22 protein-coding genes and 5 tRNA genes are annotated in these 25,891 nt (G+C 70.0%); 12 read left to right on the top strand and 15 right to left on the bottom strand.

What is annotated here, in order from left to right; genetic code table 11:
- Positions 1-203 precede the first annotated feature (203 nt).
- Both leuD and leuC read right to left on the bottom strand, forming a co-directional pair.
- Positions 204-797 carry a 3-isopropylmalate dehydratase small subunit gene (gene leuD / locus ACFXI4_RS26330; protein WP_362717315.1) on the bottom strand — a complete coding sequence of 198 codons (594 nt, stop codon included), beginning with the start codon at positions 795-797 and terminating at the stop codon, positions 204-206.
- 6 nt (positions 798-803) lie between these two features.
- Positions 804-2,234, bottom strand: a complete 1,431-nt coding sequence (gene leuC, locus ACFXI4_RS26325; RefSeq protein ID WP_384995280.1) for a 3-isopropylmalate dehydratase large subunit — start codon at positions 2,232-2,234, stop codon at positions 804-806.
- A 205-nt stretch (positions 2,235-2,439) separates the two neighbouring features.
- Here leuC and ndgR point away from each other — a divergent pair, with 205 nt between their 5' ends.
- Positions 2,440-3,156 (top strand): IclR family transcriptional regulator NdgR, encoded by a 717-nt coding sequence (gene ndgR / locus ACFXI4_RS26320; protein ID WP_003993203.1) that lies wholly within the window; start codon positions 2,440-2,442, stop codon positions 3,154-3,156.
- Between the two features lie 85 nt (positions 3,157-3,241).
- On the opposite strand, the gene ACFXI4_RS26315 is transcribed toward ndgR, so the two are convergent.
- Positions 3,242-3,742, bottom strand: a complete 501-nt coding sequence (locus ACFXI4_RS26315) for a DUF4188 domain-containing protein (protein ID WP_384995278.1) — start codon at positions 3,740-3,742, stop codon at positions 3,242-3,244.
- 89 nt (positions 3,743-3,831) lie between these two features.
- On the opposite strand from ACFXI4_RS26315, the gene ACFXI4_RS26310 reads away from it, so the two are divergent.
- Complete coding sequence (locus ACFXI4_RS26310; RefSeq protein WP_384995276.1) at positions 3,832-4,476, top strand: MerR family transcriptional regulator; 645 nt, start codon at positions 3,832-3,834, stop codon at positions 4,474-4,476.
- 71 nt (positions 4,477-4,547) lie between these two features.
- Here the strand turns inward: ACFXI4_RS26310 and ACFXI4_RS26305 are convergent.
- The 9 genes from ACFXI4_RS26305 to ACFXI4_RS26265 all read right to left on the bottom strand — a co-directional run bounded on the left by ACFXI4_RS26305 (position 4,548) and on the right by ACFXI4_RS26265 (position 8,623).
- A tRNA-Glu gene (locus tag ACFXI4_RS26305) sits at positions 4,548-4,620 on the bottom strand.
- 28 nt (positions 4,621-4,648) lie between these two features.
- Positions 4,649-4,720: transfer RNA gene (locus ACFXI4_RS26300), tRNA-Gln, on the bottom strand.
- 21 nt (positions 4,721-4,741) lie between these two features.
- Positions 4,742-4,814: transfer RNA gene (locus ACFXI4_RS26295), tRNA-Glu, on the bottom strand.
- Between the two features lie 22 nt (positions 4,815-4,836).
- A tRNA-Glu gene (locus ACFXI4_RS26290) sits at positions 4,837-4,909 on the bottom strand.
- A 39-nt stretch (positions 4,910-4,948) separates the two neighbouring features.
- Positions 4,949-5,020: transfer RNA gene (locus ACFXI4_RS26285), tRNA-Gln, on the bottom strand.
- Positions 5,021-5,111: 91 nt separating this feature from the next.
- Positions 5,112-5,834 (bottom strand): HAD family hydrolase, encoded by a 723-nt coding sequence (locus ACFXI4_RS26280; RefSeq protein WP_384995272.1) that lies wholly within the window; start codon positions 5,832-5,834, stop codon positions 5,112-5,114.
- A gap of 206 nt (positions 5,835-6,040) precedes the next feature.
- A complete protein-coding gene (gltX, locus tag ACFXI4_RS26275; RefSeq protein WP_384995270.1) occupies positions 6,041-7,525 on the bottom strand; it encodes a glutamate--tRNA ligase in 1,485 nt (494 codons plus the stop codon).
- Positions 7,518-8,303, bottom strand: coding sequence for a fumarylacetoacetate hydrolase family protein (locus ACFXI4_RS26270; RefSeq protein WP_384995267.1), 786 nt, complete (start codon positions 8,301-8,303; stop codon positions 7,518-7,520). The genes gltX and ACFXI4_RS26270 overlap by 8 nt, the downstream gene beginning before the upstream one ends.
- A gap of 131 nt (positions 8,304-8,434) precedes the next feature.
- Complete coding sequence (locus ACFXI4_RS26265; protein WP_362717338.1) at positions 8,435-8,623, bottom strand: hypothetical protein; 189 nt, start codon at positions 8,621-8,623, stop codon at positions 8,435-8,437.
- 572 nt (positions 8,624-9,195) lie between these two features.
- Here ACFXI4_RS26265 and ACFXI4_RS26260 point away from each other — a divergent pair.
- The 8 genes from ACFXI4_RS26260 (at position 9,196) to ACFXI4_RS26225 (ending at position 19,931) form a co-directional block, all read left to right on the top strand.
- A complete protein-coding gene (locus ACFXI4_RS26260; RefSeq protein WP_384995265.1) occupies positions 9,196-13,107 on the top strand; it encodes a nitrate- and nitrite sensing domain-containing protein in 3,912 nt (1,303 codons plus the stop codon).
- A 9-nt stretch (positions 13,108-13,116) separates the two neighbouring features.
- The gene (locus ACFXI4_RS26255; RefSeq protein WP_005479910.1) at positions 13,117-13,530 is read left to right on the top strand and encodes a roadblock/LC7 domain-containing protein; all 414 of its coding nucleotides are present in this window, start codon (positions 13,117-13,119) and stop codon (positions 13,528-13,530) included.
- A gap of 110 nt (positions 13,531-13,640) precedes the next feature.
- Positions 13,641-14,039, top strand: a complete 399-nt coding sequence (locus ACFXI4_RS26250; RefSeq protein WP_019058642.1) for a DUF742 domain-containing protein — start codon at positions 13,641-13,643, stop codon at positions 14,037-14,039.
- Entirely contained in the window at positions 14,020-14,595 is a 576-nt protein-coding gene (locus ACFXI4_RS26245) for an ATP/GTP-binding protein (protein WP_046729249.1), read from the top strand. Before ACFXI4_RS26250 ends, ACFXI4_RS26245 begins: the two co-directional genes overlap by 20 nt.
- 381 nt (positions 14,596-14,976) lie before the next feature.
- Positions 14,977-18,279: a nitrate- and nitrite sensing domain-containing protein gene (locus ACFXI4_RS26240; RefSeq protein ID WP_384995263.1), complete on the top strand. Its 3,303-nt coding sequence runs from the start codon at positions 14,977-14,979 to the stop codon at positions 18,277-18,279.
- A gap of 10 nt (positions 18,280-18,289) precedes the next feature.
- On the top strand, positions 18,290-18,703 hold the full coding sequence (locus tag ACFXI4_RS26235; protein ID WP_362724269.1) for a roadblock/LC7 domain-containing protein: 414 nt from the start codon (positions 18,290-18,292) through the stop codon (positions 18,701-18,703).
- Positions 18,704-18,799: 96 nt separating this feature from the next.
- Complete coding sequence (locus ACFXI4_RS26230) at positions 18,800-19,369, top strand: DUF742 domain-containing protein (protein ID WP_362724264.1); 570 nt, start codon at positions 18,800-18,802, stop codon at positions 19,367-19,369.
- Positions 19,350-19,931: an ATP/GTP-binding protein gene (locus tag ACFXI4_RS26225; protein ID WP_123973912.1), complete on the top strand. Its 582-nt coding sequence runs from the start codon at positions 19,350-19,352 to the stop codon at positions 19,929-19,931. Before ACFXI4_RS26230 ends, ACFXI4_RS26225 begins: the two co-directional genes overlap by 20 nt.
- Positions 19,932-20,156: 225 nt before the next feature.
- Here ACFXI4_RS26225 and ACFXI4_RS26220 read toward each other — a convergent pair whose 3' ends face one another.
- A complete protein-coding gene (locus tag ACFXI4_RS26220) occupies positions 20,157-20,360 on the bottom strand; it encodes an acyl-CoA carboxylase subunit epsilon (RefSeq protein WP_384995259.1) in 204 nt (67 codons plus the stop codon).
- Between the two features lie 34 nt (positions 20,361-20,394).
- Positions 20,395-21,990, bottom strand: coding sequence for an acyl-CoA carboxylase subunit beta (locus ACFXI4_RS26215; RefSeq protein ID WP_362729974.1), 1,596 nt, complete (start codon positions 21,988-21,990; stop codon positions 20,395-20,397).
- 445 nt (positions 21,991-22,435) lie between these two features.
- Between ACFXI4_RS26215 and ACFXI4_RS26210 the strand changes: the two genes are divergently transcribed.
- The gene (locus tag ACFXI4_RS26210; RefSeq protein WP_384995256.1) at positions 22,436-23,029 is read left to right on the top strand and encodes a YceI family protein; all 594 of its coding nucleotides are present in this window, start codon (positions 22,436-22,438) and stop codon (positions 23,027-23,029) included.
- Between the two features lie 614 nt (positions 23,030-23,643).
- A complete protein-coding gene (locus ACFXI4_RS26205) occupies positions 23,644-24,426 on the top strand; it encodes a serine protease (RefSeq protein ID WP_384995489.1) in 783 nt (260 codons plus the stop codon).
- An 88-nt stretch (positions 24,427-24,514) separates the two neighbouring features.
- Here ACFXI4_RS26205 and ACFXI4_RS26200 read toward each other — a convergent pair whose 3' ends face one another.
- On the bottom strand, positions 24,515-25,870 hold the full coding sequence (locus tag ACFXI4_RS26200; RefSeq protein ID WP_384995253.1) for a hypothetical protein: 1,356 nt from the start codon (positions 25,868-25,870) through the stop codon (positions 24,515-24,517).
- Positions 25,871-25,891 lie beyond the last annotated feature (21 nt).

The raw sequence follows: 25,891 nt of genomic DNA, 5'->3' as shown, positions 1-25,891 counted from the left end.
CCACGGATACAGCACTCACCTACCCCCACAACATCCGTCCTAACGTGGGAAGTTGGCAAGACCTGCGACAACGCGAGCGTCCGTTCGGGTGCAGACATGGCTGTACCCCCAATCGTGGCGATCGGGGGTACAGGCGGGGCGTGGCGGTGGCTGAAACCAGCCGTATTCAGATGTGGTCGATCAGGCCGGAAGCGGGCTCCCGGTCAGCTCTGCAGCGTCCTCGGCTTGTACGACGGCCGCTTGGTCTCGTACGCGGCGATGTCGGCCTCGTTCTGGAGGGTGATGGAGATGTCGTCCAGCCCGTTCAGCAGCCGCCAGCGGGAGTTCTCGTCCAGCTCGAAGGAGGCGGTGATGCCCTCGGCGCGCACCTCACGGGCCTGGAGGTCGACGGTGATCTCGGTCTGCGGGTCGCTCTCGGTGAGCGCCTGGAGCGCGTCCACGGTCTTCTGCTCCAGCACGACCGTGAGCAGGCCGTTCTTCAGCGAGTTACCCCGGAAGATATCCGCGAAGCGGGACGAGATGACGGCCTTGAAGCCGTAGTTCTGCAGCGCCCAGACGGCGTGCTCACGCGAGGAGCCGGTGCCGAAGTCGGGGCCGGCCACCAGGACGGTCGCCCCCTGCCGCTCGGGCCGGTTGAGCACGAACTCGGGATCCTTCCGCCAGGCCTCGAACAGCCCGTCCTCGAAACCGTCCCTGGTGACCTTCTTGAGCCAGTGAGCAGGGATGATCTGGTCGGTGTCGACGTTGGAGCGGCGCAGCGGGACGGCCCGGCCGGTGTGCGTGGTGAATGCTTCCATGGCTGATCAGACTCCAGCGGGCGTACGAACGTCGGCGTCGGACAGGTCGGCGGGCGAGGCCAGGTGGCCCAGGACGGCCGTGGCGGCCGCGACCTGCGGCGACACCAGGTGGGTACGGCCGCCCTTGCCCTGCCGGCCCTCGAAGTTGCGGTTGGAGGTGGACGCGGAGCGCTCACCCGGCGCCAGCTGGTCGGGGTTCATGCCCAGGCACATCGAACAGCCCGCGTGCCGCCATTCGGCGCCAGCCTCCTTGAAGACGACGTCCAGACCCTCGGAGACGGCCTGCAGACCCACCCGCGCGGAGCCCGGGACGACCAGCATCCGTACGCCGTCGGCGACTTTGCGGCCCTCGACGATCGCGGCCGCGGCGCGCAGGTCCTCGATGCGCCCGTTGGTGCAGGAGCCTACGAAGACGGTGTCCACCTTGATGGACCGCAGCGTCTGTCCGGCCTCCAAGCCCATGTACTCCAGGGCCTTTTCGGCGGCGAGGCGCTCCGAAGCGTCTTCGTACGAAGCCGGGTCGGGGACGTCCGCCGAAAGCGGTGCGCCCTGGCCGGGGTTGGTACCCCAGGTGACGAACGGAGAGAGGGCGGCGGCGTCGATGTGCACCTCGGCGTCGAAGACCGCGTCCCCGTCCGTCCGCAGGGTCTTCCAGTACTCGACCGCGGCGTCCCAGTCGGCGCCCTCGGGGGCGTGGGCGCGGCCCTTGATGTACGCGAAGGTGGTCTCGTCGGGGGCGATCATGCCCGCGCGGGCGCCGGCCTCGATCGACATGTTGCAGATGGTCATGCGGGCCTCCATCGAGAGCTTCTCGATGGCGGAGCCGCGGTACTCCAGGATGTAGCCCTGGCCGCCGCCGGTACCGATCTTGGCGATGATGGCCAGGATCAGGTCCTTGGCGGTGACGCCCTCGGGCAGCTCGCCGTCGACCGTGATGGCCATGGTCTTCGGGCGGGCCAGCGGCAGCGTCTGGGTGGCCAGCACGTGCTCCACCTGGGAGGTGCCGATACCGAACGCGAGCGCGCCGAAGGCGCCGTGCGTGGAGGTGTGGGAGTCACCGCACACGACGGTCGTACCGGGCTGGGTCAGACCCAGCTGCGGGCCGACGACGTGCACGACACCCTGCTCGACGTCGCCCAGCGGGTGCAGCCGGACACCGAACTCGGCGCAGTTCTTGCGCAGCGTCTCCAGCTGGACCCTGGAGACGGGGTCCGCGATGGGCTTGTCGATGTCGAGGGTCGGGGTGTTGTGATCCTCGGTCGCGATGGTGAGGTCGAGGCGGCGCACCTGGCGGCCGTTCTGGCGCAGACCGTCGAAGGCCTGCGGGCTGGTCACCTCGTGCAGCAGGTGCAGATCGATGAAGAGGAGGTCGGGCTCGCCCTCGGCGCGCCGGACGACATGGTCGTCCCAGACCTTCTCCGCGAGTGTCCTACCCATCGCTTTCCCTCCGGCCGGCAGACGTGCACCGGCCCAACTAGAGATCTTGAGGTAGCGGCTGCCCGTTCTCCGGGCCCCTGAAGTCGTGGTTCCGGGCTTCCGCCGCCGGGCCCGTTGGTTCGCGGGCCACTGTGTCCATCCAGGGTGGCGCGTTCCACCGAAAATTGAACTTGCGTTTCACAGAGTGAGACGTGAGTATCGTTGCATGGACAACAGTAGCGGCGTCGGCGTTCTGGACAAGGCGGCCCTTGTCCTGAGCGCTCTGGAGTCCGGTCCGGCCACCCTCGCGGGTCTGGTCGGAGCCACCGGACTGGCACGGCCCACGGCCCACCGGCTGGCCGTGGCCCTGGAACACCACCGCATGGTGGCACGCGACATGCAGGGCCGTTTCATTCTCGGGCCGCGACTCGCGGAGCTGGCCGCGGCGGCCGGCGAGGACCGGCTGCTCGCGACGGCGGGCCCGGTGCTCACGCACCTGCGGGACATCACCGGCGAGAGCGCGCAGCTCTATCGACGCCAGGGGGACATGCGGATCTGCGTGGCCGCGGCGGAGCGCCTGTCCGGCCTTCGGGACACGGTCCCGGTCGGCTCGACGCTCACGATGAAGGCGGGGTCCTCGGCGCAGATCCTGATGGCCTGGGAAGAGCCGGAGCGGCTGCACCGGGGCCTGCAGGGCGCCCGTTTCACGGCGACGGCCCTGTCGGGTGTCCGCCGCCGCGGCTGGGCCCAGTCGATCGGCGAGCGCGAGCCGGGGGTCGCTTCGGTGTCGGCGCCGGTACGGGGGCCCTCCAACCGCGTGGTGGCGGCGGTCTCCGTCTCCGGGCCGATCGAGCGCCTGACCCGGCACCCCGGCCGGATGCACGCCCAGGCGGTCATCGACGCGGCGGGCCGCCTCTCCGAGGCCCTGCGCCGAACCGGCTGACACCTCCACCGGGAGAGGCCGGCCTCAACGCCGCGGCAGGTCTTTCCCGACGGGAGTGAAGCCTCCCGTAAGGGCGCTGGGCAGCTCAGCTCCCGGAGCGATGAGCGAACCGGTCCTTCGCGTACCGGCCCCGTCTCTCCACCGGTACGACTCCGCTCGCCGCACCCAGCCCGAAGCGAGGCATGTCGAAGTAGATCGACTCGTAACCACCCTCGGGCGCCACGTACGCCTCGTGCCACAGCCCGACGTGCCCGTGCAGCTTCCCCGCGCGCTCCTTGCGGTTCACGATGCTCCACACCTTGTGGTGGAACAGTTCGGGCGAGCTCGCGTACGCGTACAGCTTCTCCTTGGACTCCCAGTACTGGACGACGTAGTACGTGCGTGGCGAGGCCGTCAGCAGGATGCGTCCCAGCAGGCCCCGGCCGGGGTCCCGTTCGAGCTCGCGCAGCATGCGGAACATCGACAGCCCGACCGGCAGCCACTGGTGGACCGCCCAGAAGTGGTTGACCCGCATGCCGATCAGCACAACCACCGCGTCGCCCTCGTGCGCCGCGGTCGTACGGCCCGGAATCGGTTTCGCGAACATGACGACGCCCCCGGATCCTCATCGGATAGCAGCACTATCCTTCGCTTCGATGCTTGGATAGTGGCACTGACCGAAGAAGGGCGCAAGACATGCGGCTTGCCCGGCTGAGCGAGCGCAGCGGCGTGTCCGCCGCGACGATCAAGTACTACCTGCGCGAAGGCCTGTTGCCGCCGGGCCGCCAGGTCAACGCCACCACCGCCGAGTACGACGAGGAGCACCTGCGGCGCCTGCGGCTGGTGCGGGCGATGATCCAGGTCGGCCGGATCCCCGTGGCCACCGTCCGCGAGGTGCTCGGACACGTCGACGACGACTCGCTGGGCCGCACGATCAGGGTGGGCGCCGCACTGTGGGCGCTGCCGCAGGTGCCCGAGCCGGACGAGGAGGACGAGTTCGTGCGGAGCGCGCACCAGGAGGTCGACGCCCTGCTGGACGTCCTCGGCTGGGAGAACGCCAAACAGCTGACGGCCATCTCCCCCGCGTACCGCCGGCTGGTGGTCGCGGTGGCCGCGTTCCGCCGGCTCGGTTACGACTGGGACGCCGAACTCCTCGTGTCGCACGCCAAGTTGATGCACCAGGCAGCCGTCGCCGACCTGGACTTCCTGGAGACCCACCAGTCGGAGGAGGAGAAGGTGGAGGTCGCGGTGGCCAGCGCGGTCCTGGTGGAGCCGATGCTCCAGGCACTGCACCGGCTGGCCCAGGAGGAGGAGACGGCCCGCCGCTACGGTTTCGAGTGAGCGGGCGGGCGGCATACGGCGGCACGACGAAGGCCCCTCACCGAAATGAGGGGCCTCGTTCTTTCCTTCTGTACCCCCGACCGGATTCGAACCGGCGCTACCGCCTTGAGAGGGCGGCGTGCTAGGCCGCTACACAACGGGGGCATGGATCTTACGTTTCCGCAGATCCGAGCTGGTCTACCTGGACTCGAACCAAGACTAACTGAACCAGAATCAGTCGTGCTGCCAATTACACCATAGACCAATGATGGTTTAGACCAGTTCGTACCCCCGACCGGATTCGAACCGGCGCTACCGCCTTGAGAGGGCGGCGTGCTAGGCCGCTACACAACGGGGGCCCTAGCGATCCTTCGATCACCGTACCCCCGACCGGATTCGAACCGGCGCTACTGCCTTGAGAGGGCAGCGTGCTAGGCCGCTACACAACGGGGGCTTGCGGATTTGATCCGCTCGTGCAGATGAGCTCTGCGAGCTGGCCTACCTGGACTCGAACCAAGACTAACTGAACCAGAATCAGTCGTGCTGCCAATTACACCATAGGCCACCGGAACGCAAGCCCCTGCGGGGATCTTGTTCTAGTTTCGCGTCTCCGGTTCCGGCCTTTCGGCCCGCTCCCCGGCGGCGCAGGAAGAACATTACCTGAAGGTGGACGGGGCTCCAAAACGGGTATCGGCGCGGAGGATCGCGGGCAGTTCGGCGAGGGAGCCGATCCGGTGGCCGCCGGCCGGCGCGTTCCCGGCCCCGTGCCGGTCGAGCCAGACCGACAGCAGTCCGGCGTCCGCGGCACCGCGTCCGTCGATCTCCGGGTGGTCGCCGACGTACGCGACCTGGTGCGGGGCCAGTTCCAGCGCCTCGCAGGCGGCGAGGAAGGCTCCGGCCGCGGGCTTGGAGACGCCCAGTTCGGCGGCGCAGAGGATGGCCTCGAAGCGGTCGTGGACCCCGAGCGTGCGCAGTTTGTGGTCCTGGACGTGAAGGCTGGAGTTGGAGAGCACGGCGTGTCGGTGGCTGGCCGCGAGCGCGTCCAGGGCGGGCAGGACGTCCGGGAAGAGCGTCCAGGCCGTCTCGTAGTGGGCCCGGTAGCGGCGGAACCAGCTGTCGGCCTCCTCGTCGGTCAGCTCCTCGCCCAGGAACACCCGTACCCGGTCCAGGCGCTGCCCCTCGAAGGTGACCTCGCCCGCCGAGAACCGCGCCCACTGCGCGTCGGTGATCTCCCGCCACCGCACCAGTGCCGCTTCCGCCCCCTCCGGGCCCGCGAGCAGTCCCTCCGCCTCCAGATGCGCCCGCATGCCCTCACGGTCGGCGCTCGTGTAGTCGAAGAGAGTGTCGTCCACGTCCCAGACCACGGCCCTGATCGTCATGGCACCGACCGTACTCCGCAACCGCCGGCGGCGGGACCGCGGGCCCGGCCCCGAGCCGGTGCCGGGCGCGCGCCCGCCTCAGGTGCGCGGGAGAGGTCCAACGCCCGTGCAGAAGGCGGGACTTGGCCGTGAGAGCGGGCTTTCGCAGACGCCTGAGGGGCGGCACCCGAAGTCCACGGGTGCCGCCCCTCACCTGCGCCCGCGTGTTACGCGGTCAGCTTGGCCAGCGCCGCGTCGATCCGCGCCAGCGTCTTCTCCTTGCCCAGGATCTCCAGGGACTCGAAGAGCGGCAGGCCGACCGTGCGTCCGGTGACGGCCACCCGGACCGGGGCCTGGGCCTTGCCGAGCTTGAGGCCGTGGGCCTCACCGGCGGCCAGGACGGCCTCCTTCAGGGACTCCGCGGAGGTCCAGTCGGCCGACTCCAGCTTCTCGCGGGCCGTGGCCAGAAGGGCGTCGCTGCCCTCCTTCATCGCCTTCGCCCAGGACGCCTCGTCGCAGACCGGCTCGGGCAGGAAGAGGAAGTCGACGTTGTCGGTGATCTCCGACAGGACCTTCAGGCGGGTCTGGGCGTGCGGGGCGACCGCCTGCCACTGAGCCTCGTCGAAGTCCTCCGGCGCCCAGGGGGCGACCGGGGCCTTCAGCCAGGGGGCGCAGCGTTCCGTGAAGTCCTTCACGTCCAGCATGCGGATGTGGTCGGCGTTGATCGCCTCGCACTTCTTGAGGTCGAAGCGGGCCGGGTTGGGGTTCACGTCGGAGATCTCGAAGGCCGCCACCATCTCCTCGATCGAGAAGATGTCCTGGTCGGCGGAGAACGACCAGCCGAGCAGCGAGAGGTAGTTCAGCAGGCCCTCGGGGAGGAAGCCGCGCTCGCGGTAGAGGTTGAGCGAGGACTCCGGGTCGCGCTTGGAGAGCTTCTTGTTCCCCTCGCCCATGACGTAGGGGAGGTGGCCGAAGGCCGGGACCTGCTGGGCGATGCCGAGCTCGATGAGCGCCTTGTACAGGGCGATCTGGCGCGGGGTGGAGGAGAGCAGGTCCTCGCCGCGCAGGACGTGGGTGATCTCCATCAGGGCGTCGTCGACCGGGTTGACCAGCGTGTACAGCGGGGCGCCGTTCGCGCGGACGATGCCGTAGTCCGGGACGTTCTCCGCGGTGAAGGTCAGCTCGCCGCGGACCAGGTCCGTGAAGGTGATCGTCTCGTCGGGCATCCGGAAGCGGACGATAGGGGTGCGGCCCTGCGCCTTGTACTCCATCACCTGGTCGGCGGTCAGGTCGCGGCAGTGGCCGTCGTAGCCGGACGGCCTGCCGGCCGCGCGGGCGGCCTCACGGCGGGTGTCCAGCTCCTCCTGGGAGCAGTAGCAGTGGTAGGCGTGGCCGGCGTCGAGCAGCTTACGGGCGACGTCGGCGTAGATGTCCATGCGCTGGGACTGGCGGTACGGCGCGTGCGGGCCGCCGACCTCGGGGCCCTCGTCCCAGTCGAAGCCCAGCCAGCGCATCGCGTCGAGCAGCTGGCCGTAGGACTCCTCGGAGTCGCGGGCCGCGTCGGTGTCCTCGATGCGGAAGACCAGCGTGCCCTGGTGGTGCCGGGCGAACGCCCAGTTGAACAGGGCGGTGCGGACCAGGCCCACGTGGGGGTTACCGGTGGGCGAGGGGCAGAAACGGACGCGTACGGGGGAGCCGGGTGCGCTAGCCACGCTTGACAACCTTGTTGGTGAGAGTGCCGATGCCTTCGATGGTGACGGCGACCTCGTCGCCGACGTTGAGGGGGCCGACCCCTGCCGGGGTGCCGGTGAGGATCACGTCGCCGGGGAGCAGCGTCATGGCCTCGGTGATGTTGACGATCAGGTCCGCGATGGAGTGGATCATCTCGCTCGTACGGCCGAGCTGGCGCTGTTCGCCGTCGACGGTGAGCTGGATCGTCAGGTCGGACGCGGTGGCGAGGTCCAGGTCCGTCTCCACCCAGGGGCCGAGCGGGCAGGCGGTGTCGAAGCCCTTGGCCCGGGCCCACTGCTTCTCCCGCCGCTGGACGTCGCGGGCGGTGACGTCGTTGGCGCAGGTGTAGCCGAAGATGACGTCCTGGACGCGCTCGCGCGGGACCTCGCGGCACAGACGGCCGATGACCACGGCCAGTTCCGCCTCGTGGTGGAGGTCCTGGGAGAACGAGGGGTACTGGATCTCGTCGCCGGAGCCGATCACCGAGGTGGACGGCTTGAAGAACGCGAACGGGGCGTCCGGGACCTCGTTGCCCAGTTCCCTGGCGTGCTCCGCGTAGTTGCGGCCGAAGGCGACGACCTTGTTGGGGAGCACCGGCGGGAGCAGCCGCACCTTGTTCAGCGGGACCTTCGTGCCGGAGAGCTCGAAGTCCGTGAACGGAATGCCCTTGATGATGTCGAGGACGAGTTCGTCCTGCTTGTCGCCCTCGACGGCGCCGAAGGCGACGTTCCCGTCGATGGAGAACCTGGCGATGCGCACGGGATCCTTGCGCCCCTCACTGAGCCGGCTGGAGTCTGACACTCCAGGCTAGCGCGGTAGGGGGTGGCCGCCGTGAAGCCAGCCCGGTGACCCGGCGGGCGGGCGATCGGCGGCCGTGCCCGTACCGGCGGCTACTCGGCGGCCGAGGCCGTGACCGGGACGTCCATGAGGACGGTGCGCCGCGGGTTGGCCGTCTGGGCGGGGAGTTCGAGGGAGTGCTCGGGGAATTCCGGGGTCTGCAGTTCCTCGGCGTCCTTGAGGTGGGCGAGGGTGGTGCGCCGGGGGTTGGCTATGTTGCGGAACATCATCGTCGTCTTCACGGTTGTCGTGGACCCCGTCATGTGTCGGTTGGCAGAAACTTCCCTCTTGTAAAGCGCCAGGCTAAACATCGAATTCCCGGCGGAAGCCGCCGAGTAGCCGTGATCCGCGTGTGAGTTTGCTCACGAAGCCGAGCCCAAACCGGGCATTCCCGGCCGACAACTCACCGCAATGAAACGGACATTGCCGCGCCGAACCTGTCATTCCGCTCCTGATCATGGCGACTGGGACACGAGTGAGGCGCCTGCGACTGGCAGGGATACGCCCGTTATGTACGCGATCGACTTCGACGTCTCGTAACGTGTCACTCACACGCTGTCACGGAGGTCACAGCTCGGTCCACGGCCCTTGTTGGAGATCCGGCACTGTGCTGGAATTCCACGGACCGCCGCGGGATCCAGCCGGCGCGCAGGGGCGCAACGCAGCGCCGGGTGGCGGCGAGACAGGGGGAGCCAGCGCCGGTCACACTCACGACCAACAGGGGGCGCGCATTCAGGGCGCTCCCCTCTATCAACGCCGACACCGTGTCTCTCCGTTCAGCGGAGGGGCGCCTGGTCCAGAGGTTGCGACGCTAGTGCAGGGACGTTTCAAGAGGGATGGCAGCGCTTCGGCGGAGCCTGAGGCGCACGGCGGGACCGACCGCGGTTCCTCGCCCCAGCACGCCCAGAACCCGGCCCCGGCCGGCGGTGGCGACGGCGGCGAGCGCTCCGGGCGCCCTGCCGTGTCGGCGTCTTCGACGGCTTCGGGATCTTCGGGCCCCCAGCCGACCGCCGCACCGGCGCCCACGACCAAGCCCGCGGGCCCGTCCGGCCCCGGCTCGCGCATAGCACTGCGCAACTGGCGCATCTCCACGCGCCTGGTGTCGCTGCTCGCGCTCCCCGTGGTGGCGGCGACCTCGCTGGGCGCGGTCCGCATCAACCAGTCACTCGACAGCATTCAGCAGCTCGACAACATCAAGCTGCTGACCGCCATGACCAAGCAGGCCACCGAGCTGGCCTCCCAGCTCCAGGCGGAGCGCGACGAGACGGCCGGCCCGCTGGCGCACGGCACGTCGGTCGACAACATCGCGGTCAAGGGCCTGGAGGCCCAGACCGACCGCGCCCGCGAGAACTTCCTCAACGCCTCCGAGGCCATCGACACCGCGAGCAAGAACGGTCAGCTCCAGGGCGTCCGGGACAGCCTCGTCGGTCTGGCCGGCCAGCTGGACGACCTGGCGAAGATCCGCAAGGACGCGTACCAGCAGAAGGAGAACTCGACCCAGACGGTCGAGGCCTACCACCGGCTGATCACCCAGCTGATCGACCTCTCGCAGGACATGGCGCAGGCCTCCAGCAACCCGGAGATGATCCAGCGCACCCGCGCCCTGGCGGCGTTCTCCACCGCCAAGGAGTACGCGTCGGTGCAGCGAGCGGTCATCGCCGCGGCCCTGCCCGCGAACGACTCGAGCACCGGCGACCTCTCCGAGAACGACCGCCTCTACGGCGAGTCGGCCCAGGAGAGCGAGACCTCCGAACTGACGATCTTCCGGAAGATCTACGCGGGCAACGCCGCCGAGCTGCTCAAGCCGGTCGACGAGAACAACCCGACGATCGAGGCCGCCAACACCTACTCCAAGCGTGCGCTGGGTGCCCAGAACGGTCTGAACGAGCTGGCCAAGCGGTCCTACCGCGACTGGGTGGACGACAGCTCGACCAAGATCGAGCAGATGAAGAAGATCGAGCACACGCTGCTCGAGGACATGGAGCAGAAGGCCCGCGAGCTGCGCTCCTCCTCCGAGCAGGAAGCGATCGTCTCCGGTGCGCTGATCCTGCTCGTCCTCGGTGTGTCGCTGGTCGGCGCCTTCATCGTGGCCCGCTCCATGATCCGCTCGCTGCGCCGCCTCCAGGAGACCGCCACCAAGGTCGCCCAGGACCGGCTGCCCGAGCTGGTCAAGCAGCTCTCCGAGTCCGACCCGCAGGACGTCGACACGTCCGTGGAGTCGGTCGGTGTGCACTCCCGGGACGAGATCGGCCAGGTGGCCGCGGCCTTCGACGACGTGCACCGCGAGGCCGTCCGCCTCGCCGCCGAGCAGGCCCTCCTGCGGGGCAACGTCAACGCGATGTTCACCAACCTCTCGCGCCGCTCCCAGGGCCTTATCCAGCGTCAGCTCTCGCTCATCTCCGAACTGGAGTCCCGCGAGGCCGACCCGGACCAGCTGTCCTCCCTCTTCAAGCTCGACCACCTCGCGACCCGTATGCGCCGGAACGGTGAAAACCTTCTGGTCCTCGCGGGCGAGGAGCCCGGCCGCCGCTGGACCCGCCCGGTCCCGCTGGTCGACGTGCTCCGCGCCGCCGCGTCCGAGGTGGAGCAGTACGAGCGCATCGAACTGGCCGCCGTGCCGACCACCGAAGTGGCCGGCCGCGTGGTCAACGACCTCGTGCACCTGCTCGCAGAGCTGCTGGAGAACGCCACCTCGTTCTCCTCTCCGCAGACCAAGGTCAAGGTCACCGGTCACGCGCTGCCCGACGGCCGCGTCCTGATCGAGATCCACGACACCGGTATCGGTCTCTCCCCGGAGGACCTCGCGGCGATCAACGAGCGGCTCGCCTCGCCGCCCACCGTGGACGTCTCGGTCTCCCGCCGCATGGGTCTGTTCGTGGTCGGCCGGCTGTCCCAGCGGCACGGCATCCGCATCCAGCTGCGTCCCTCCGACTCCGGTGGTACGACCGCGCTGGTCATGCTCCCCGTGGATGTCGCGCAGGGCGGCAAGAAGCCCGCTCCCGGCAAGCCCGGTGCTCCGGGGCAGTCCGGCGGTCCGGCCGCCGCGCAGGCCGCGGCCGGTGCGGCCGCGGCCCGGCGGGGCGGCGGCCAGGGCGGTTCGCTCGGCGCGGGCGCTCCCGCGGCGGCCCTCGGCGGCGGCGGTGCCGGTGCCGGTGCGCGCGGTGGTGCCCTCGGTTCGGGCGGCCCCTCCGGTGGACTGCTCGGCGCCGGTGCGGCTCCTCGCGGCCAGGTCGGCGCGGGCCAGGGTCCTCGGGCCGCGCTGCCCGGCGCGGGCCAGAGCGGCGGCCGTCCCGGTGCGCCGGGCGGCGCCCGCGGCCAGCAGGGTCCGGCGGCTCCCCCGCAGGGCCGGCCGGGCGGCGGTTCCTTCGGCGACCAGGACGCGTTCGGCAACCGGCAGGACGCCTTCGGTGGTCAGGACGCCTTCGGTGGTCAGGACGCCTTCGGCAACCGGGGTCCGGTCCCGCCGCAGCGCTCCGGCTCCCCCTCCGACCAGGGCCGTCAGCCGCAGCTGCCGCCGCGCGGTGGCCCGCGGGCCGAGCTGCCCGGCGGCAACCCGCAGCAGGGCAGGCCCAGCTGGAGCGACGACAACGCCCAGCCGCCGCTCTCCCGTGCCTCGCTGGACACCCCGCGCGGCCACGACGAGCAGGACCCGTCGCAGACCGCGCCGATGCCCCGCATCGACGACCGGCAGGACCTCGGCGCCACCTCGCAGATGCCGGCGATCCCGCAGGGGCCGTCGTCCACCGGAGAGTTCCCGCGCCCGGACTTCAACCTGCCGAGCGGCTCGCAGAACACCGGCTCGTACTCCCGCCCGGGCATGAACGGCCAGCAGGACACCGGCTCGTTCCAACGGCCCGGCACGGCCGGTCCGCAGGACACGGGCTCCTTCCCGCGGCCCAACGTCAACGGCCCGCAGGACTCGGGGCAGTTCGTCCGCTCCGACGTCTTCGGCGGCCAGGGCGGACCGCAGGGCGGTTCCCAGAACACCGGCCAGTTCGCGGCTCCTCAGGGCTACGACAACGGTTCCACCGGCCAGTTCGGCGCACCGCAGGGCTACGACAACGGCTCGACCGGCCAGCACCCGCTGCCCGGCCACCAGAACGGCTACCCGGGCAACGGCCGCCACAACACGGGCCAGTTCGAGCGTCCGGGGACCAACGGCCGCGGTACCGACTTCGGTGCGGCACAGCGTCCGCCGGCCCCGCCGGTCCGCCAGGAGCCCGAGGCCCTGCCGCCGGCCAGCGGTCCCGGTGACGGTCGTACCCCGCTGTACGACACGCTGGAGACCAACTGGTTCCACGGCGGCCAGCAGGAACAGCAGCAGTACCCGCAGCAGAGCAGCGGCCACGGGAACGGCTCGGCGCCGATCCCGCCCGCTCCTGCCCAGCAGCCGCCGGCTCCGGCCGCCGCGGCCCCCCAGCGTCCCGCCCAGGCAGCCTGGCGCACCTCTCCGAACGACGACCTCGTTCGGCAGGCGGAGCGTGTACGGCAGCCGGCGGCGGGCGGTGTCACCACCTCCGGTCTGCCGCGCCGGGTGCCCAGGGCGAACCTCGTCCCGGGCACGGCTCAGCAGCAACAGCACCACACCGGTCCGCAGGTCTCGCGTGCGCCTGACGACGTCCGCGGCCGGCTGACCAATCTCCGTCGGGGTATCGCGCAGGGTCGGCAGGCCGGCGGCCCGCAGACCGGCAGCTTCCCGAGCCCCACTCACCAGCAGGAGCGTTAGTTGAGTCCGATGAGCCAGGCGGCACAGAACCTGAACTGGTTGATCACCAACTTCGTGGACAACACACCAGGTGTGTCCCACACCGTCGTCGTGTCCGCCGACGGACTCCTTCTGGCGATGTCCGAAGGCTTCCCCCGCGACCGAGCCGACCAGCTGGCGGCCGTCGCGTCCGGGCTCACCTCGTTGACGGCCGGGGCGTCCCGGATCTTCGAGGGCGGCGACGTGGCGCAGACGGTCGTGGAGATGGAACGCGGCTTTCTGTTCCTGATGTCCGTCTCGGACGGGTCGTCCCTCGCGGTCCTGGCCCACCCCGAGTGCGACATCGGCCTCGTCGGCTACGAGATGGCGCTCCTGGTCGACCGCGCGGGCGCGGTGCTCACGCCCGACCTGCGTGCCGAACTGCAAGGCAGTCTGCTCCACTGACAGCCCGGATCCAACCCGCCTCACCAAATCACCGTCCGGCCGCCACAATCCCCCCACCGGCCACGTCCGACGGCACGACTGACCGACTTGCTGTCCCGCCCGGAGGAACGATGACCCCGCCCACCGCCTCTCATGATCCGTACGCGGAGCCGTACGGGGACGAGGGCGACCAGCCGCTGGTACGTCCTTACGCGATGACCGGCGGCCGGACCCGGCCGCGCTATCAGCTCGCCATCGAGGCGCTGATCAGCACGACGGCCGACCCGGCAGCGCTCATGGGGCTGCTCCCGGAGCACCAGCGCATCTGCCACCTGTGCCGTGAGGTGAAGTCGGTAGCCGAGGTCTCGGCACTGCTCGCCATGCCGCTCGGTGTGGCCCGGATCCTGGTGGCCGACCTCGCCGAGGCCGGCCTGGTCGCCATCCACCAGCCGGGCGGCGACGAGAACAACGGTGGCGCACCTGACGTGACGCTGCTCGAAAGGGTGCTCAGTGGACTTCGCAAGCTCTGACGGAGGTCGGGCCACCACCTCCGCGAAGATCGTGGTGGCGGGCGGCTTCGGCGTCGGCAAGACCACGTTCGTGGGAGCGGTCTCCGAGATCAACCCGCTGCGCACGGAGGCCGTGATGACGTCCGCCTCGGCGGGCATCGACGACCTGACCCACACCGGGGACAAGACCACCACCACGGTGGCCATGGACTTCGGACGTATCACGCTCGACCAGGACCTGATCCTGTACCTGTTCGGCACGCCCGGCCAGGACCGCTTCTGGTTCATGTGGGACGACCTGGTACGCGGTGCCATCGGCGCCGTCGTCCTGGTGGACACCCGTCGCCTCGCCGACTGCTTCCCCGCGGTCGACTACTTCGAGAACAGCGGTCTGCCGTTCGTCATAGCCCTCAACGGCTTCGACGGGCACCAGCCGTACACGCCCGAAGAGGTGCGCGAGGCGCTGCAGATCGGCCCGGACGCGCCGATCATCACGACGGACGCCCGGCACCGTGCCGATGCCAAGAGTGCGCTGATCACGCTGGTGGAGCACGCCCTCATGGCACGGCTGCGGTAGCACCCAAGTCGTACATGGTGTACGGCAGTTGCCGTACGGAAACCGGAGCCGGCTGTGGCCTTTGACACGGTCGGCTCCGGTGTTCATAACGTTTCGGCAGAGGAATCGGGTGGTATCGCCACGCGTCGCGGTCGCGCGGTACCGCTGCGCTCACAACAGCCCCGTCTTTTGGCGGGGCTCGCTCTTTATGACCGTTTTATCTGGGCCTTACAACACCGCACTCCCCCGCTTTCCACTGTTTGGAAGTGCGCAGGCCCCCATGCTGGAATGCCTGAACTGCCCATTAGTCAAGGACGTACTGAGTAGTGGTCTGAGACACACCGGGCTCTGAGAGACTGCGGCACGACGACAGGTGCCCGCCGCCGAGAGGTTGTTGGTCGAGTGAGGCGAAGCAAGAACGGTCCCGAGCCGTCGGCGCGGGGAAACTTCACCCCGCCGCCGCGTGCTGCGGCGCCCACCCCTGTGCCAGCCGCGGAACCACCACCGGCCGCACCCGCGAAGAGCGGCGGCCGTTTCTCGCCGCGCAACTGGCGAGTGCCGACCAGGCTGAACGCGATTCTGCTCATACCCGTGGTCGTCGGTCTGGTCATGGGCGGCTTCCAGGTGAAGAGCTCCATCGACACCTGGAACGAGGCGCGCGACGCGGAGAACACCGCGCGCCTGGTCCGCGCCTCCCTGACCTACGCCGACGCCCTCTACCAGGAGCGTGACGTCACCGCGGCTCCCCTGCTCAAGGGCCCGCTGCAGAACGCCGCCGACAAGAAGACGGTGTCCGACGCCCGCGCCAACACCGACAAGGCTGCCGCGGCCTTCGACGCGGCCGCGCAGAACATGCCGCGGAAGGCCGGCCTGGAGCGCCGCCTGAAGCTCTTCCGCGAGGCGGAGCCCACCCTCACGAAGCTGCGCGGGTTCGCGTACACCACGAAGCTCACCGGTGTACAGACCGAAGAGGGATACGTCGAGGTCGCCCATCCCCTGATGGAGTTCGCCAACGAGCTCGGCCTGGGCACCGGAAACATCACCTCCTACGGCCGTACCGTCTACGCCATCTCGCTCACCAAGGCGGCCCTGTCGCTGGAGCGCTCCATCGGCATGCACCTGCTGATAAAGCCCGGCCCGGACGCCGGCAACCTGGCCAGCCAGCGGGTCGCCCTCTCCTCGTACGCCTACCTCGAAGGCATCGCCGTCGAGGAGTACCTGGGCGGCGGTACCGAGGCGGACGCGCAGAAGCTGGCCGACCTGCAGACGAAGATCAAGTCCGAAGGCGCGGCCCTGGTCCAGCAGGCCAAGGCCAAGGACCCGAACTACGTGGCCCCGCCGTCCAAGGACAACGCGATGGTCCAGGCGCTGGCGACGCTGCAGGACACCGACACCAGCACCCGCCAGGCACTGGCCTCGCAGGGCGTGACCGCCGAGAACTGGTGGACGGTCAACACCCTCAAGTACCAGGCCTACCGGACGATCGAGTCGGACATGGCCGACAAGGCGGTGAGCGAGGCCTCCGACATCGCCGACAACGCGAAGACGGACGCGTTCATCACCGGTGCCGCGGTCGTGGTCGCCCTGCTCGCCGCGTTCATCCTGGCCGGCATGGTGGCCCGCCAGATGTCCCGCTCCATGCGCCAGCTGCGCAACGCCGCCTTCGGCATCGCCGAGCAGCGCCTGCCGATGCTGGTCGACCAGCTCTCCCGCACCGACCCCGGCCGGGTCGACACCCGGGTGGCGCCGATCCCGATCACCTCGACCGACGAGATCGGCGAAGTCGCCCGCGCCTTCGACCAGGTCCACCGCGAGGCCGTCCGGCTCGCCGCCGAACAGGCCCTGCTGCGGGGCAACATCAACGCGATCTTCACCAACCTCTCGCGCCGCAACCAGTCGCTCATCGAGGGCCAGCTGACCCTGATCACCGACCTGGAGAACAACGAGGCCGACCCGGACCAGCTGGAGAACCTCTTCCGGCTGGACCACCTCGCGACCCGTATGCGCCGCAACGGCGAGAACCTCCTGGTCCTCGCCGGCGAGGAGCCCGGCCGCCGCTGGGACCAGCCGGTCCCGCTGGTCGACGTGCTGCGCGCCGCCTCCTCCGAGGTGGAGCAGTACGAGCGCATCGAGCTCTCCGGCGTCCCGGAGGCCGAGATCCACGGCCGCGCGGTCACCGACCTCGTGCACCTGCTGGCGGAGCTGCTGGAGAACGCCACCACGTTCTCCTCGCCGCAGACGAAGGTCCGCGTCACCGCGACCCGTCTCCCCGACGGCCGTATCATGATCGAGATCCACGACAAGGGCATCGGCCTCACCGCCGAGGACTTCGCGGACATCAACCACAAGCTGGCCAACCCACCGACCGTGGACGCCGCGATCTCCCAGCGCATGGGCCTCTTCGTGGTCGGCCGGCTCTCCGACCGGCACGGCATCCGGGTCCAGCTGCGCCCCTCCGGCGAGCAGGCCGGCACCACCTCACTGGTCATGCTGCCGGATGCCATCACCCACGGTGGCGGTGGCGAACACCAGCTGGACCGCGACGAGTTCACCGTCTCGCAGATCATCCCGGAGCAGCAGTTCCAGGCCGAGAACTTCAGCCAGCAGCCGCAGCTCCAGCCGATGCGCACGGCGGCCGAGCTGGGCTTCGACGACAGCCGTTACGTGGAGGTCCCCGACGACATCCGCGACCTGGACCCCGTCGGCCGCTCGCTGATGCGTGAGGAGCGACGTGCGGCCCTGGAGGCCCAGGCACAGCCCCCGAACGCCGGACAGCTGCCGCAGAACCCCCAGGAGACGGCCGAGATCCCGGCGTACGTCGACGAGTTCGACAGAGGCCGGCAGGGCTACGACAGCAGCGGGACGGGCTTCCAGGAACAGCCCACGGGCTTCGACGCCGGGCAGCAGTACCAGGAACAGTCGCAGGGCGCGTACGACGAGCAGTACTACGCGCCGAACGGCGGCCTGCCGCAGCACGACACGTTCTCGCCGGAGGCCTTCACGACCAACGGCGGTTACCCGGAACCGGCCTATCCGGAACCGGCCCAGGAAGAGCCGTCGGCCGCGCCCGCCGCCACGTCCGAGTCCTTCCAGGGGTTCGGGGAGCAGCCCTACCAGGACGACTGGCCACAGCAGGGGCAGCGGCAGGACGGCTACCAGAACGGTTACCCGGCCCAGTACGCTCCGGAAGCGGAATCAGCGCAGGCCGGTGACGTGGAGGAGCGGAACGGCGTAGGCTTCGACCGCCCGGGAGCGGCCCCAGCCGCCGGCCACCAGCTGACCGACGCCGGACTGCCCCGCCGTGGATCCGGCGGCCCGAACGGCACGGTTCCCGCACAGCAGGCTCCGGCCGCGTCCTCGGCTCCGGCGGCCTCCGCTCCGGCGGCCGGCGGAGACAGCAACTGGCGTTCGGCGAACGACGAACGCTGGCAGCAGGCCTCGGCACTGCGCAAGCCGAAGGCGGGCGGAGTCACCTCCTCCGGCCTGCCGAGGCGGGTTCCCAAGGCCAACCTGGTCGAGGGAGCCGCCGAGAACACCCCTCAGGGAGGCCCACAGGTCTCCCGCGCCCCGGAGGATGTCCGGGGCAGGCTGAGCAACCTGCGCAGGGGCGTCCAGCGCGGGCGCAACGCAGGCAGTGAAACGAACGGCCAGGCCACTAGGAATCAGCACAGTGGTCCTGACAGCACCTACAACCAGGAGCGTTAGTGTGAGCCCGATGAGCCAGGCGGCACAGAACCTGAACTGGTTGATCACCAACTTCGTGGACAACACCCCGGGGGTGTCCCACACGGTGGTGGTCTCCGCCGACGGACTCCTTCTGGCGATGTCCGAAGGCTTCCCCCGCGACCGCGCCGACCAGCTCGCGGCCGTCGCCTCCGGTCTGACGTCTCTGACGGCAGGCGCCTCCCGGATTTTCGAGGGAGGCAGCGTGAATCAGACAGTTGTGGAGATGGAGCGGGGGTTCCTGTTCATCATGTCCATTTCCGATGGGTCCTCCTTGGCCGTTCTGGCCCACCCGGAGGCCGACATCGGTCTGATTGGGTATGAGATGGCCCTTTTGGTGGACCGTGCGGGCACGGTTCTTACCCCGGATCTGCGCCAGGAACTCCAGGGAAGCCTTCTCAACTAACGGCCAGACGGTGCGTTTTGGCGTCCCGGGGCCGTAAGGTTTCGGGACGCGGCTCCATAGGGAACGGTGCCCGGCACGGTCGGAGGAGGAGAGAAAGTGGCAACACCCCCAGGCGGTTCGAATAACGGCAACTGGTCGTACGGTCCTGCGCAGGGCCAGGGCGACGGTTCCGCGAACCGGTACAACTTCCCCTCCACCCCGAGCCACCGGCAGCCGTACGCCCCGCAGGGCCCCGGCCCGTCACCGTACGACCAGCCGCCGGCGCCCCGTATCCAGCCGGTGCAGCCACAGCGCCGTCCCGAGCCGGCGCCGGCCTCGGGGGCGAACAACCCCTTGGTGCGTCCGTACGCCATGACCGGTGGCCGGACCCGCCCGCGGTACCAGCTCGCCATCGAGGCACTGGTGCACACCACCGCGCAGCCGCACCAGATGCAGGGCCAACTGCCCGAGCATCAGCGGATCTGCAACCTCTGCCGGGAGATCAAGTCGGTGGCCGAAGTCTCGGCCCTCCTGTCGATCCCTCTCGGCGTGGCCAGGATCCTCGTCGCCGACTTGGCGGAGGCGGGCCTGGTCGCCATCCATCAGCCCGGCGGCGACGAGAGCGCCGGCGGCCAGCCAGACGTGACACTGCTCGAAAGGGTGCTCAGTGGACTTCGCAAGCTCTAGCGGCGGTCCTTCCCGCTCCACCACTTCCGCGAAGATCGTGGTGGCGGGCGGCTTCGGCGTGGGCAAGACCACGTTCGTCGGTGCCGTCTCGGAGATCAACCCGCTGCGCACAGAGGCCGTGATGACGTCCGCGTCGGCCGGCATCGACGACCTCACCCACACCGGGGACAAGACGACCACCACGGTCGCCATGGACTTCGGACGTATCACGCTCGACCAGGACCTGATCCTGTACCTGTTCGGCACGCCCGGCCAGGACCGCTTCTGGTTCATGTGGGACGACCTGGTACGCGGTGCCATCGGCGCCATCGTCCTGGTGGACACCCGTCGCCTCGCCGACTGCTTCCCCGCGGTCGACTACTTCGAGAACTCGGGTCTGCCGTTCGTCGTCGCCCTCAACGGTTTCGACGGCAGCCAGCCGTACAACCCCGAAGAGGTCCGCGAGGCGCTCCAGATCGGTCCCGATACCCCGATCATCACGACGGACGCCCGGCACCGTGCCGATGCGAAGTCGGCGCTGATCACGCTGGTGGAGCACGCCTTGATGGCTCGCCTGCGGTAGTTCGGCGGCCGGGCCGCCACGGCCGGCAGTACGCCGGCCGCGGGTGGTTCGTGGCCTGTCGCGCAGTTCCTCGCGCCCCCGTCGGGGCGCGGTACGGGCCCCTTCCTCGAAGGGGCCCGAGTTCATTCCCCGCCGTGTCGGCGGTCGTTGGCGCCCACGGAGAAGGGCCCCTCTCGAGTGAGAGGGGCCCTTCTCCTGCGTACCGGCCGGGGCCGGCGGCGCGGCCTAGCCGTGCCAGCTGTGCGGGGCGCGGAAGCCGTTCTCGCGTTCCAGGCGGCGCCAGCCGGCCTTCGCGCGGCCTCGGTGGGTCTGCTCGGTGTCGTCGGCGGTCGGCCGGGCGGCCGCGCGGGCCAGGAGGACCGCCGTTATGGCGGCGACTTCCTCCGGGTCCGCGTTGCCCTTCTCCACGCGAATGTCAGGGAAGTTCATGGCTTCAGTCTCCGTGAGAGAGGTTTCCGCAGGATTACTGCGGGGGGTTGCCGTGCTTACGGGACGGCAGGTCGGCGTGCTTGGTGTGCAGCATCGCCAGCGACCTGGCGAGCACCTCGCGGGTCTCGGCCGGGTCGATGACGTCGTCGACCAGGCCGCGCTCGGCCGCGTAGTAGGGGTGCATGAGCTCGGCCTTGTACTCCTTGACCATCTTCTGCCGCATGGCCTCGGGGTCCTCGGCTGCGGCGATCTGCCGGCGGAAGATCACGTTGGCCGCGCCCTCGGCGCCCATGACCGCGATCTCGTTCGTCGGCCAGGCGTACGTCAGGTCGGCACCGATCGACTGGGAGTCCATGACGATGTAGGCACCTCCGTACGCCTTGCGCAGGATGAGGGAGATCCGGGGCACGGTCGCGTTGCAGTAGGCGTAGAGGAGCTTCGCGCCGTGACGGATGATCCCGCCGTGCTCCTGGTCGACGCCGGGGAGGAAGCCCGGTACGTCCAGGAAGGTGACGATCGGAACATTGAAAGCGTCACACATCTGCACAAAGCGCGCAGCTTTTTCGCTCGCCTCGATGTCCAGGACACCGGCGAGGACCTGCGGCTGGTTGGCGACGATGCCGACCACCTGGCCGTCGATCCGGGCCAGCGCGCAGATGATGTTCCGCGCCCAGCGCTCGTGGACCTCCAGGTACTCGCCGTCGTCGACGATCTCCTCGATGACCTTGGTCATGTCGTACGGCCGGTTGCCGTCGGCCGGGACGAGGTCGAGCAGGACGTCGCTGCGACGGTCGACGGGGTCCGTGGAGTCGGCCCGCGGCGGGTTCTCGCGGTTGTTCTGCGGGAGGAGGGAGAGGAGGTAGCGGACCTCCGCGATGCAGGTCTCCTCGTCGTCGTACGCGAAGTGGCAGACGCCGGAGGTCTCGGCGTGCACGTCGGCGCCGCCGAGGCCGTTCTGGGTGATCTCCTCGCCGGTGACCGCCTTGACGACGTCCGGGCCGGTGATGAACATCTGCGAGGTCTCGCGGACCATGAACACGAAGTCGGTGAGGGCGGGGCTGTAGGCCGCGCCGCCCGCGCACGGGCCGAGCATCACGGAGATCTGCGGGATGACACCGGACGCCTTGGTGTTGCGCTGGAAGATGCCGCCGTAGCCGGCGAGCGCGGAGACGCCCTCCTGGATACGGGCGCCGGCGCCGTCGTTGAGGGAGACCAGCGGGGCGCCGGCCGCGATGGCCATGTCCATGATCTTGTGGATCTTGGTGGCGTGAGCCTCGCCCAGCGCGCCGCCGAAGATCCGGAAGTCATGGGCGTAGACGAAGACCGTACGGCCCTCGACGGTGCCCCAGCCGGTGATGACGCCGTCGGAGTAGGGCTTCTTGGCCTCCAGGCCGAAACCGACCGCGCGGTGCCGGCGCAGCTGCTCGACCTCCTGGAAGGAGTCCGGGTCCAGGAGCAGCTCGATGCGCTCCCGGGCCGTCAGCTTGCCCTTGGCATGCTGCGCCTCGGTCGCCTTCTCGCTGGGTCCCGCCACGGCCACCGCACGGATCTCGTGCAGCTCGGCTACCCGCCCGCGCGCGTCCGTCGGCTCACCGGTGGGCTCACCCGTCGTCTCTTCCAAAACGGTCATGTAGCGACCTTACGAAGGACACCAAGGATTGTGAGACGTCGACTCCGTACAGTCTCCGACGCGTTTTCCTGGAAGCACTGAACAGAACCAGAACCGCATGCAGCCGTTCCAACTGCTCAGGGGGCCGTGGCGTTGTAGGGGTGCCACAAAGGCAGGACCTGAGACACGGCTCACATTCACGGGCGGCCCGTACCACCCCAGGAGTGACGGGCCCCCCGGACGGCGGGCTCCGCCCCCTGCCGCCCCGTCCCCCTCCGAGCCTAACCGCACCCCCGCCACACCCTCACACCACGTGGCGATCCACCCCACATGCCATTACGGTGCGTGATGAGCGCGACACGCGAACCGATGATGTTGAATGTTGTACGGAATAGGGTTACGGTAGGCGTCGTTGAGTTCGTTGAACGTTAAACATCAGCGATCCGTCCCCCTCAAGGAGCACCTCATGGGTATCTTCGGCCGCAAGAACGACGACGCCGCCACCGTCCCCGGCGCCGACACCGCCGCGCTGACCGGCGACTACACGGTCGACCCGGCGCACACCACGCTCGGTTTCGTGGCCCGCCACGCGATGGTCACCAACGTCAAGGGCAGCTTCCAGCAGTTCGAGGGCACGCTGCACCTGGACGGCTCGGACCCGGCGAAGTCCACCGCCTCCCTCGACATCGTGATGGACAGCATCACCACGGGCAGCCCGGACCGCGACGGTCACCTGAAGTCCGCGGACTTCTTCAAGACGGACGAGTTCCCGACGATGACCTTCCGCTCCACCAAGGCGGAGGCGCTCGGCGGCGACGACTACCGCATCACCGGCGACCTGACGATCCTCGGTGTCACCAAGCCGGTCACCATCGATCTGGAGTTCAACGGCGCGGCCAAGGACCCGTTCGGCAACGACCGCGTCGGCTTCGAGGGCAAGGCCGAGATCAAGCGCTCCGACTGGGGCGTGACCTGGAACGCGGCACTGGAGACCGGCGGCGTCCTGGTCTCCGACAAGATCAAGCTGAACTTCGACATCTCCGCGATCAAGAACGCGTGACCCGGCGGCGCGGACCCGCGGTCTCGCCCGCGGCCTCCGCTCCCCTCCGTCCGTAGCGCCCGCCCTCCCCTTTCCCGCACGGAGGCCGGGCGCGCGGTCGTGTCCGTGGCCGGGCCGGCCAGGGCGGCCGCCGGACCGGCGGCCCGGCCCTTCCGGTGCGGGCCGTGACCAGCCCGAGGATCACCTGGTACCCGCCCGCCCCGGGCGTCGAAGGCGCCCGGGCGGCGGCCACCTCCGCGAGACCTGCGGGACGCATGCAGCCGGCATGGGGTCGGCTCCGCCACCCGGCGCACGTCGACCGAGGGCCGGAGGCTGTGAGGCTGTGAGGCTGTGAGGCTGTGAGGCTGTGAGGCTGTGAGGCTGTGAGGCTGTGAGGCTGTCCAGCCTGCGCAGGGGGGCTTCCGCCGCAAGCACGCCGCGTCAAGTGCTGTGCCACGACTGGATCACGGGCCGGGTACTGGCCGGATCGGACCCCTTGTGTGAACACCCACGGCGTTCCCATAATCCAGCAACCGAATTTGACGAGCGCATGCCAGCACATGGGTATTCCTTTACGGCTCACAACCTTCCTTGTTGACATGCACACGTCACCACTCCCCACGGAAGGCACCACGTTGAAGAACCTCCTCAAGGTGCTCAGGAGATGCGCGGTCGCCGGTGCGGCCGTCCTCGCGGTCGTCAGTCTTCAGCCCGTCTCCGCCGCGCAGGCCGCCCCGGCACCCGTGGTCGGCGGGACCCGGGCCACGCAGGGCGAGTTCCCGTTCATGGTCCGGCTCTCCATGGGCTGCGGCGGCGCGCTCTACACCCCACAGATCGTGCTCACCGCCGCCCACTGCGTGAGCCGCACCGGCGCCAACACCAGCATCACGGCCACCGCCGGCGCCGTGGACCTCCAGTCGACCACCGGCCGGGTCCAGGTCAGGTCCACCTACGTCTACCGGGCCCCCGGCTACAACGGCAACGGCAAGGACTGGGCGCTCATCAAGCTCGCCTCGCCCGTCAACCTGACGACGCTGCCCATCGCCACCACCACGACGTACAACACCGGCACCTTCACCATCGCCGGCTGGGGTTCGGCCACCGAGGGCGGCGCCCAGCAGCGCTACCTCCTCAAGGCGACCGTGCCGTTCGTCAGCGACGCCACCTGCCGCTCCTACAGCGGCTACAGCGGCCTGGTGGCGAGCGACGAGATCTGCGCCGGCTACGCGGCGGGCGGCGTCGACACCTGCCAGGGCGACTCCGGCGGCCCCATGTTCCGCAAGGACGACGCCGGCGCGTGGATCCAGGTCGGCATAGTCAGCTGGGGCATCGGCTGCGCCCGGGCCAACGCCCCCGGCGTCTACTCGGAGGTCTCGACCTTCGCCTCCGCCATCGCCGCCGCGGCGGCGACGCTCTGAGTCACGCCCCGCACGCCCCGTGCACCGCGTAGAGCAGCCATGGGTACGGGCCCGGCGCCGCCGTGCGCCGGGCCCGTACCTCCTGCGTTCAGAAACCGCCGCCGAAGTCGCCGCTGTCGCCGCCCCCGCCGCCGAAGTCGCCGCCACCGCCGAAGTCACCGAAGTCCCCGGGGTCGAAGTCCGCGCCCGACAGGTCGCCGCCCTGGTAGCCGCCGGTCTGGAAGTCGCCGTATCCGGTGCCGTAGTCCGCCGCGTAGGCGGGGGCCGACATCCAGCCGCCCAGGGCGGTGCCGATGAGGAGCCCGGGCAGGAGACCTCCGCCGAAGTAGCCGCCCGCCCAGGGGCCGTAGGCCGGGCCCGCCTCCCAGTAGGGGCGGCGGCCGTGGTCGGTGTCGACCTCGCGGATCGCCGGGTCGTGGCCGTCGGCCAGCCGGGTGGCGTCGGCCGCGCAGACCGGGACCTCGCGGGGCGAGCCGCCGGCCGGGGTCCAGGTGGCGTCCGTGACCGACGGACCGTGCCGGGGGTCGAAGAAGCAGGGCGGCCGGCGCTCCGGGAGCGGGCGGCCCTCGCGCCGGGCGGCCAGCTGCGCCAGGGAGAAGCGGCCGTCCTCCAGGGCCTGGGTGACCGCGCGGACGTCCTCCGGTCGCCGGGCGTCCGCCATGTACTGCTTGGCCTGGTCGTAGGCGTTGAGCGCGCGCTCGTAGTCCGCGCGCATGGTGTCGTCGGCGCCCGGCTCGCCCGGCTGGAAGTCGAGCCGGTCCAGCTCCTCGCCGAAGGCGGTGATGTCCTCGTCCACGACCACCCGGAGCCGGTCCAGGGCGGCCCGCTGCTCCTCCTGGTGACGCCGGCGGTTGCGGCGGACCAGGGCGTAGGCGCCCGCCCCGCCGGCCACGACGACCGCGCCGATCGTGATCAGCGCCGCGCCGGAGACGCCGGAGCCGTCCGCACCGCCGCCCCAGGACGCGGGGGCCTTGCCGCCGAGGTTGGCCAGCGCGCGGTCGGTGAAGTCGCGCAGCTGCGTGTTCGCGCTCTCGCCCTGGACGCTGGTGACCAGGTTCTGCACGGCCGTCCGGGGCAGCACCGAGGAGTCGGCGCGGGCGTCGAAGCGGTCACCGAGCCGGACCGCGTACAGGCCCGTGACGCCGGTGGCGGTGCGCAGGTCCGTGAACAGGTCCTTGGTGGGGTAGCCGGCCGGCAGGACGGCGATGAACAGGGGTTTGTCCGCGTCCTTGATCTGCCGGGCCAGGGTGTCGGCCTCGGCCGTGGAGAGCTGGGCGGCGGCCGCCGGGTCGACGTACACCGGGCTCTTGCGGAGGGCGGCGGCGATCGTCGAGACACCGGTGACCGCCGTGGCCTGCGGGGCGAACGCCGTGAGGGCGATCACCAGCAGGGCCAGCAGCAGGCCTGGGAGGCCTCGGGTTCGGGTCCGCAGCACGGCCTTCATGTTTCGCAATTTACCCGAAGC

The organism is Streptomyces sp. NPDC059224 (assembly GCF_042754285.1).
Taxonomy (GTDB): domain Bacteria; phylum Actinomycetota; class Actinomycetes; order Streptomycetales; family Streptomycetaceae; genus Streptomyces.
This window is presented reverse-complemented; position numbering and strand designations above follow the sequence as displayed.

What these genes read in the sequence shown, in the direction of transcription:
- leuD (WP_362717315.1), bottom strand. Translation starts at nt 797, where the DNA reads ATGGAAGCATTCACCACGCACACCGGCCGGGCCGTCCCGCTGCGCCGC.
- leuC (WP_384995280.1), bottom strand. Translation starts at nt 2,234, where the DNA reads ATGGGTAGGACACTCGCGGAGAAGGTCTGGGACGACCATGTCGTCCGG.
- ndgR (WP_003993203.1), top strand. Translation starts at nt 2,440, where the DNA reads ATGGACAACAGTAGCGGCGTCGGCGTTCTGGACAAGGCGGCCCTTGTC.
- ACFXI4_RS26315 (WP_384995278.1), bottom strand. Translation starts at nt 3,742, where the DNA reads ATGTTCGCGAAACCGATTCCGGGCCGTACGACCGCGGCGCACGAGGGC.
- ACFXI4_RS26310 (WP_384995276.1), top strand. Translation starts at nt 3,832, where the DNA reads ATGCGGCTTGCCCGGCTGAGCGAGCGCAGCGGCGTGTCCGCCGCGACG.
- ACFXI4_RS26280 (WP_384995272.1), bottom strand. Translation starts at nt 5,834, where the DNA reads ATGACGATCAGGGCCGTGGTCTGGGACGTGGACGACACTCTCTTCGAC.
- ACFXI4_RS26255 (WP_005479910.1), top strand. Translation starts at nt 13,117, where the DNA reads ATGAGCCAGGCGGCACAGAACCTGAACTGGTTGATCACCAACTTCGTG.
- ACFXI4_RS26250 (WP_019058642.1), top strand. Translation starts at nt 13,641, where the DNA reads ATGACCCCGCCCACCGCCTCTCATGATCCGTACGCGGAGCCGTACGGG.
- ACFXI4_RS26235 (WP_362724269.1), top strand. Translation starts at nt 18,290, where the DNA reads ATGAGCCAGGCGGCACAGAACCTGAACTGGTTGATCACCAACTTCGTG.
- ACFXI4_RS26220 (WP_384995259.1), bottom strand. Translation starts at nt 20,360, where the DNA reads ATGAACTTCCCTGACATTCGCGTGGAGAAGGGCAACGCGGACCCGGAG.
- ACFXI4_RS26215 (WP_362729974.1), bottom strand. Translation starts at nt 21,990, where the DNA reads ATGACCGTTTTGGAAGAGACGACGGGTGAGCCCACCGGTGAGCCGACG.
- ACFXI4_RS26210 (WP_384995256.1), top strand. Translation starts at nt 22,436, where the DNA reads ATGGGTATCTTCGGCCGCAAGAACGACGACGCCGCCACCGTCCCCGGC.
- ACFXI4_RS26200 (WP_384995253.1), bottom strand. Translation starts at nt 25,870, where the DNA reads ATGAAGGCCGTGCTGCGGACCCGAACCCGAGGCCTCCCAGGCCTGCTG.